This is a genomic window from Lentisphaerota bacterium (genome assembly GCA_016873675.1).
GTDB lineage: Bacteria > Verrucomicrobiota > Kiritimatiellia > RFP12 > JAAYNR01 > VGWG01.
The window spans coordinates 1-7,615 of the sequence record VGWG01000121.1; the positions used below are offsets into that span (position 1 = coordinate 1).

Consider the following 7,615-nt stretch of genomic DNA (forward strand, 5'->3'; position numbering starts at 1 on the left):
TGCCACTGCTACTGCCACTGCCACTGCCACTGCCACTGCCAATGCTACTGCTACTGCTCTTCCCGAATCACTCTCTTCCCAATGACCCGCGCCGGGTTCCCCGCGACCACGATCCATGGCTCCACATCCCTGGTTACCACCGCGCACGCGCCGACAACGCCCCCCTCGCCGATCGTCACGCCGGGTCCGACAAAAGCCTGGGCGGCAATCCAGACGAAACGGTCAATCCTGATCGGTTGGCAGATCAGGATGTTATCAGGATGCGTGATGTCATGAGAAGCTGTGCAGATGAACGTCCGCTGACTGACGCAGACCTTGTCCCCGATTCGAACGGGGGCCACGGTATAACAGTCAACGTTGTGCGACAAGCAGACATAATTTCCCATTTCCAGATTCCAGGGTGCCCATATTTGACAACTCGGATGAATGACGCAACCCGTGCCCACTCGTGCCCCGAAAAGACGCAAGAGAAAGACGCGCCAGCTGCGTAGGCACCAGAACGGTGTCGTGCGGAAGAAAACGCTCCACACAAGACTCCAGACGAATCTGGCCAACTTATCACGATATGGCAAGCGGTTCATGTAGGGCTTTACAGTCAGCATATGCACACTCCGGCTATTGCAGGCGCCTGAGCAACGGCCAAAAAAAGTACTTAACCACCCTTTCTGCTTGCTTCTGCAACAGGAACCTCCGGTTCATATACAGGGTTGCCGCTTTTGAAAAGCTTCCTGTATCTCGTAGTACGTCAAAAAAGCGCTTCCGAACGGAAGGCTCGGGGGATGATTGTCGCAGCGGCGTATTCCGTTCGCATGCCAACCGGAAATCGTATTGCCCCATAAAGAGCAGGTTGCGCGTCTGTGTTTCACGCAGCAGCTCTCTCCCTTTGGCGGTGTTCTCAAGCACAAGCGACGTGCCTTGGTTGTCATCGTACTGCGGGTGTGAAGCCGCTACACGCCAACAGTCAGCCAACGTTAGATCCCCCGCTCGTTGCGCGGTCGCATAGGGGCACACATAACAGCACGGACGGAGAAAAGCATTAATCGAGTAACCCCAGAAATAGGCGTCAGCCCAAGGAATCCGTCTGGTCGCAACCCCGTTTGCATACGCGATACGGACCCGCGGGAAATTCCAGCCGAGCTTTTTATCGCGAAAGGAGTAATCGACAATCTTGCTCTCCTGTGTGCGCTCCAGTTCGGTCACATAGTTGCGGAAGACTTTTGGTGACGGAACACCGTGACAGACAATATCGCAGGTAATCAGCCGGTCGGTTGCGTGCCAGTGTTCGGCCAGTCGACGCACCGACCCCACTTGGCAGGGCGTTCCCGAGAAAAACACAATCTGACCCGCATGCAACCTCGCACCCATTGCGCGAAAACAATCGGCTGTCTCGCTTTGAACGTATTTGGATCCGTGGAGAGCCTGTAGTGCCTGGATCGTTTCAACAACCACGTGTTTGACAGCATGAAAACCGTCACAAAACATCGCGCCGGCTACAGCGCCATGGGACCGGAAGACGGTATCCGCAATAGCCGCAAACGCGCTCCCGGATGTCCCCTCTCGACGCACCGCGTCATCCGTATGCCAGGCGGCATAGGCGGCCTCCACCGGATGCAGGTTTTGAGGGTTCTGCATGCCGCAGCATGCCAGGCATTTCCCGCAATCGACGCAAGCGGATACGTCAATAATCGGATAGTCAAAACCCTCCTCATCCGGCTGCATCCGGATGCAGGCACTCGGACAGGCAACGACGCATGCCCCGCACCCGCAGCACTTCTCTTTGTTGGCCGTATCGATTCTCACAAACGACGCCACCCTATACTCATCCTGCAACCGCAGCGGCAAGATACGTCAGCGACCGTTCACGCGCCGCGTCCAGCCTAGCGACCACAGCCGAAGCATCGAACGTGAGCGTCAGTTCCTGCGGCGGCTCCTGTCCGGCCGAGATGGATCTCCCCGTGAGCCCGGTCATCTCCAGCAGGCCAGAAATGCGGTTGGAATTTGTCATTTTCTTGGGGATGACGGGGAAAACGGGCTTCTGGAAATTGACGGCAAACGCCGTTCCGTGGAAGGAGTTGGTCACCACCGCCGCGGCGTGCAGAAACAGGCCGACGAACTCAGACGGCCCCGCATCCGCAACGTCGGTTATGCCGCGCGTCGGGACCTGCCCGCCGTCGCCACAGATACGAATCACACGCGCCCCCGTGATTTCCCGGGCAACGTTTTTGGCCACAACCATAGCGGCCGCACACGGCATCAATTCGTACAACAATACATACGGGGCGTCCACAGTCGGCGAAACGGCGACCCGGTCCCAATCGGATGCGCCTAGCAGCAGCGTCGGATCCAGCACATGAGCCGCGTCTCTGCCAACCAATTCGCGCAGGATCGCTACACCTTGCTTTTCTCGCGCAGAGAGCGCGTCAAAGACCGACAATCGTTGCGAATACACCCGCTTCACAACCTCGGGAAGCTTCGAGACACCAAAGCTCGACGCATACGATACCCGCCTTCTTCCCTCCGGTGCAAAAGTAAGAAAATAGGGGTCCAACGAACTGTTCATACGCGGATTCCACACTTGATCGCTCCCCACCATGAAGACGTCATACGGGTGATCGGCCGCATTGAGCTGTTCAATTGTGTGGTAGGTTCGCAATGACAACCGCGTATAGGCGCGATGAAACGCATCCATCCGGGTCCTACGTGTAAAGACATCCTGGCGGCGTGGTAGACTCTTCACGTACTGCCAATAGGGATAGGTCCACTCCTTTAATCTGTTGGCCGTTCCAATAGGAAAAAGCGGGGCGGAACCGCGGGTATGCTGATGTGAGGGATGCTTATAGAAAGGGTAGTCGATCAGTTCGCTGTCGAATCCCATCAGCTCCAAATTCTTCTGCAGCGCAAAGGCTTGAAGTTCTGCGCCGTAATTGTCGGACTTAAAGATTGTGATGATGCCAATCTTGGCCATGTTAGAACCTCATGCATGTGGGTGCCGTACCCGCATGGATCAGCCACGTGTACGCATCCTTCATCTGGGTTGCCACAGCCGACCACGTGTATTTCTTCTGGACCAACCGACGGCCACTTCCACCCATGTCCCGACGCACATCGTCCGTCAGACTGATCGCTTCCCGTAACGCCTCAGCTAGAGATTCAACGCCAATATCCACCCACCAGCCAGCACGGCCCACACAACCTGGCAGACTCGTGCTTGTACCCTGGACTGAGCCCTCTTGCTGGAGATCGAATGCGCGTGAGGGCTCTCCTACTAACTCTGACCAAGGCGCACCCTTGGTAGCGATCACCGGTAACCCCGACGCTAAAGCCTCCGCAATCGACATGCCGAAATTCTCGCTGTGCGAGGGATGAACGAACAGGTCTGCCTCTGTATAGGCGCTCCACTTTGCCTGATCGTCCAGTTCCCCCACAAACTCAAACTGCCCCAACAGACCGGCCCGGTTAAGCGCCGCCTCGACCACAGCCCGATGCCCGCAGACGTCTGGACCGACCACGCGTACCCGCCAGCCCTGCGGCCGCAGCCGCGACCAGGCCGCCACCAGATCCAGCAACCCCTTACCCGGATGTAGCCGCGAGAGGAATAACGCCGTCCGGATGTTCTCGGACAGCCGAACCCGAGGCGGCATCACGTCGGGCAGCTCCACGCCGTTGGCGACCACGCAGACCGGTTGCTCGGCACCGCTCGCCCGGATATTCTCAGCCTCTTGGCTGGCCGTCGCATGAAAGGCACGCACCGCGCGCAGGTCACGCCGCTGGTAGAGCCAGAGCGCAAACCGCTTCTTAAGCGCCTTCTGTCTCAAGGCCCAGGGATCTAACATGCCGCGCGGCGAAAGGATGACCGGAATACTGCGGCGGCGCGCCTGACACATCGCCAGATGGTTAATGGTGAGCCACAAACCGTGCAGGTGAACCAGCTCCGGCCTGACGTCCTCAAACAAGCGCACCAGTTCAGACCGCGTCGTCGTAAGCCCGCCGCCGCTCCCATACAGCACACGTAGCGCCCCAGGCTCAGAAACCGCATGTCGCGGCGACCGAACATAGAGTGTCGTATCGACCCCCGCCCCGGCAAGCGCACGACACAGTCCGGTGATCGAACGGGTCGGCCCCCCGCTGCGCGGATCAACCCCGCTACAGATATGCAGAACCCTCATCGCACGTCCCCGTCCAGCCCGAGCGCGTCAAGAAACCGAGTCACCGCTTCGCGTGAGGACCAGTTCGCCCTGGCACGCTCCTTGGAGCGTTGCCCCATCGCCACCCTCTCGTCCGCCGGAGCCACAAACGCACGCCGCAAGGCCTCGGTATACGCTGCGGCGTCATCAACATCCAAAGACCAACCGTTGACCCCTTCCTCCAACGCCTCGTAATAATTGCCCGCCCGCGTGGTCAGTGCAACGGGCAAGCCGCTGTGCAGCGCCTCGACCACTGACAACGGATTGGGATCATGCCGCGACGGCAACAGAAACAGATCCGACGCCGCATAATATTTCGGCATCTCGGCGTAAGGCACATAATCACGAATCTCGACCGTACCGGACAAACCCCGCTTGGCAATCCTCGTCAGCAGCTCCTCGCGCAGCGAACCCTGCCCAAAAATGACAATCTTCCATCCGGCTAACGCCGCGCTCGGCAGCCTCTCGACCAGTTCCTGAAGGCCTTTCACCCGTTCCAGCCGCGCCGGGCAGATACAGATTTTATCCGCCTCCGACTCGCCCAAGAGCACACGCCGGGCTGCCCTGATCTCAGCAGGTTCCCAAGCCTCACGCGGGCTGAAGCGCCGCTCATCAACCAAGTTTGGCAAGAGTACCGGCTCCGGCATCCGCCAGCGGGTTCTCGTCTGGTGCAGGGCGACATACTCCACGGCGGAACGCCCCGGAACCGCGATTCGCTCACAATGCTTGAAAACCCACCGCTTATACCGACCCAGAAGGCCGTCCAACCGCCCCGGGGTCGCCGTATTCCCCTCCGACCAGGCGACCTTCAGCCGGCTGTGGACCGTCGTTGCGACGATCGCGCTTGTGATCGTGTCAAAGGTGCTGCCGATCACAAGCACCTCCGGCGGATCACGCCAAAGGCGGGCGATCAGGCCAGGGTTCAGGTGGAACGATCGGACGCCACACCCCGACCAGTAACGGTGTGGGAACCGTACGGTCGGGTTGCGCCACGCCGACGGCCGTGCAGCATGACCACGCGACAGAAAGTGAACGAAGAACTCGATGCCCCTGGCATCCAAAGCCTCAGCCATCACCTCAAAGAGGTGCAACCGGTAGGGGCTCGGAATGTTCTGGATGACCTCGATCCTTCTGTTACGCGACGCCGCCATGTGAACGCTCTTTCATCCATCCGAGCAGACGGGATGCCTGCCGTTCCCAGAGTTTATTCGCGGTAAACCAGTCACGCACTCGATCACGGAACTCGGTCCGCCGCTCCAGACCCCAAGCCAGCACGTCGGTGATCGCCGCCGCGAACGCACGCGGGTCCTCATCGGAAACCACCTGCAACAGGCCACGATAATCTGGATGGAAACTGTCGATCCATGTGCTGACCACCGGTTTGCCGTATGACAGGTAGTGAGAGATCTTCGAGGGGAAGTTCATGATATTCTCGCGCACCTCAGGCGGCCGCATACTGATAAACAGAGCAGCCCGGGAACAGATCTCATGGAGTTCAGCATCGTCCACAAACCCTTTGAAGACCACACGTTCGTCATCTCCAAACAGCTTGCGAACCTGCTCGCGGTCAGACCGCCCGCAAAGCACAAGCCGCCAGCCGCAGGCAGGAAGCTGACGCACTACAGCAGCAAGAAACGCAATCCCGCGGTAATGGTCAAGCGCACCGGTATAAACAACTCGACCCTCGTCCAGAATGCTGTCCTCCCAGTCGCCACGCCAATATGGCGCTCCGCCGTCAAGGTGCAGCGTCGGAACGGCACCCGGATAGTTGCACGCCGCCCAGTAGGAGAGAAAGACCACGCCGGACGCATACTGCGTCTCGTGTCGAATGGCCGCCCAGCCGTCAGCCCGCGGATCGTCTGCGTCCAAGATGATCGGAAAACACGGGACACTCAGTTCGGACGCCACACGCAGGGCGGCCACATGATACGGATGCAAGGTGTTATAGCAGACCACCGCATCAAACCGCCCGCTTCTCAACAGCTCGCGCACCCTCCGGGCATATGCACGGCATAGGTATGGCTCACGTAACCGGGCGATATTGGGATATCGGATGAACGACGGGCGGATCTCCGCGTCAAACTCCGCTTTTCCGCCGGGCCAGAAGTCGCCCTGTGGCCATGATTGCTCGTAACAATGGGTCAACCCGGCGACACTGGCCCCGTTCTTTCTGAGCCCGCCGAGCAGTCCGCGCGTCCAGACAGCAGCGGCCGGATTGGCCGCGCGGCGCCGTGCGATTGCCGCATCACTATGCAACGGGCCCAGCCAGAGGATACGAAGGTCTGACGAAGTATCAGCCATTGTTTACATCCGCCAATAGAAGGGGCGTCTCAGTTCCCGGCAACATCAGATCCGGCGGCGGCACACGCGGATGCCACAGACTTGGCATCTGCCCGAGGAACACCGCCCACATGCTGAAGGTCGACCAACTTGTGCCCACCACCAAACTCGACCGACTGAGAAGCAGCAGATCGTGGAGCGCGGGCGCAGACGGCATCACACGCAGGTTCTCGACCCCTTTCAGGAAGGCAAGCTCTGCCGGCGACGCGTCGCTGAACACCCGCACAGGCACGCCAGGCAACCGCTCACGCGCCGCGCCGATCGCCCTCAGGTACCAGGCGTCCGGTATCGTGTGCCCCCCGCATTTGAAATCGCCGCGCCGGATATGGACACCGATAGACGACACTCCCGCCGCCTCATCGACCCGTCTCACAATCGCGGGATTCGTGATTGCGCGCAAGCGCTCCGCAATCAGCGGCTGCTCCGACAGGAAAGGATTAAAGAACTGCTCCATGCCCCTGAACCAAATAACGCTGCGGCGCCCTTCCGAAGCAACGGTCGAGGCACCCTCCTCCACTCCCGGCAACAGCCGTAAGAGCGCCTCCCGACCCAGTCCGCCAATCATGCCCGCGTTGGAGAACATGTTTAGATAGTACCGCTTGTCACGTTCACCGCGAAGCCAGGGGCCCACCCGCATGAACTTCGTCCAGCGCGGGGCAAGCATCACCGCACCCTGCCGCCGACAGAACACCTCCGCGCGTGCCCAAGTAAACAGCATATTGGAGACCCCAGTCCTGCCAACAGCCGGAAACGCATACCGCATTCGAATCCCCCTCACTCAGCGCGACGACGCGAATCGCCCACGACACGCGCCGGATTCCCGGCGCAGATACTGAACGCGGGCACGCTCTTCGTGACCACCGAACCCGCACCGACCACACTGCCCCGGCCTATCGTGACCCCCTTGAGAAGGATAGCCCTCGCCCCTATAAAGACATCGGACTCCAGCACCACCGGCCGCGCAACACCGCCACCGCCGCGCCGCCGCGCCTCAGGGTCGATCGGATGCGCGTCATTATCCGTAATCAGGCAGCCCGAACCCAATAAGACACGGTCGCCGATCCTCACGGACTGTACCGCTGTGATCGTAC

General features: G+C 59.9%; 8 protein-coding genes. All 8 read right to left on the reverse strand.

The genetic code is table 11. The features are described from left to right. Positions 1–50: 50 nt before the first annotated feature. Positions 51–602 (reverse strand): putative colanic acid biosynthesis acetyltransferase, encoded by a 552-nt coding sequence (locus FJ222_11125; GenBank protein ID MBM4164972.1) that lies wholly within the window; start codon positions 600–602, stop codon positions 51–53. Positions 603–615: 13 nt separating this feature from the next. Next, entirely contained in the window at positions 616–1,812 is a 1,197-nt protein-coding gene (locus FJ222_11130) for a hypothetical protein (GenBank protein MBM4164973.1), read from the reverse strand. Positions 1,813–1,819: 7 nt separating this feature from the next. Continuing rightward, positions 1,820–2,965 (reverse strand): polysaccharide pyruvyl transferase family protein, encoded by a 1,146-nt coding sequence (locus FJ222_11135; protein ID MBM4164974.1) that lies wholly within the window; start codon positions 2,963–2,965, stop codon positions 1,820–1,822. Position 2,966: 1 nt separating this feature from the next. Further along, positions 2,967–4,166, reverse strand: a complete 1,200-nt coding sequence (locus tag FJ222_11140) for a glycosyltransferase (protein MBM4164975.1) — start codon at positions 4,164–4,166, stop codon at positions 2,967–2,969. Further along, positions 4,163–5,335: a glycosyltransferase family 4 protein gene (locus tag FJ222_11145; protein MBM4164976.1), complete on the reverse strand. Its 1,173-nt coding sequence runs from the start codon at positions 5,333–5,335 to the stop codon at positions 4,163–4,165. The genes FJ222_11140 and FJ222_11145 overlap by 4 nt, the downstream gene beginning before the upstream one ends. Continuing rightward, positions 5,319–6,485 carry a glycosyltransferase family 4 protein gene (locus FJ222_11150; GenBank protein MBM4164977.1) on the reverse strand — a complete coding sequence of 389 codons (1,167 nt, stop codon included), beginning with the start codon at positions 6,483–6,485 and terminating at the stop codon, positions 5,319–5,321. Before FJ222_11150 ends, FJ222_11145 begins: the two co-directional genes overlap by 17 nt. Next, entirely contained in the window at positions 6,478–7,188 is a 711-nt protein-coding gene (locus tag FJ222_11155) for a hypothetical protein (GenBank protein MBM4164978.1), read from the reverse strand. The genes FJ222_11150 and FJ222_11155 overlap by 8 nt, the downstream gene beginning before the upstream one ends. Positions 7,189–7,298: 110 nt before the next feature. Further along, positions 7,299–7,615 (reverse strand): acyltransferase (locus tag FJ222_11160; GenBank protein MBM4164979.1); only part of this gene is annotated, 317 nt, incomplete at its 5' end.

Coding starts and splice junctions, on each gene's coding strand:
- FJ222_11125 (MBM4164972.1), bottom strand. CDS start 602: ATGCTGACTGTAAAGCCCTACATGAACCGCTTGCCATATCGTGATAAG.
- FJ222_11135 (MBM4164974.1), bottom strand. CDS start 2,965: ATGGCCAAGATTGGCATCATCACAATCTTTAAGTCCGACAATTACGGC.
- FJ222_11140 (MBM4164975.1), bottom strand. CDS start 4,166: ATGAGGGTTCTGCATATCTGTAGCGGGGTTGATCCGCGCAGCGGGGGG.
- FJ222_11145 (MBM4164976.1), bottom strand. CDS start 5,335: ATGGCGGCGTCGCGTAACAGAAGGATCGAGGTCATCCAGAACATTCCG.
- FJ222_11150 (MBM4164977.1), bottom strand. CDS start 6,485: ATGGCTGATACTTCGTCAGACCTTCGTATCCTCTGGCTGGGCCCGTTG.
- FJ222_11155 (MBM4164978.1), bottom strand. CDS start 7,188: ATGCTTGCCCCGCGCTGGACGAAGTTCATGCGGGTGGGCCCCTGGCTT.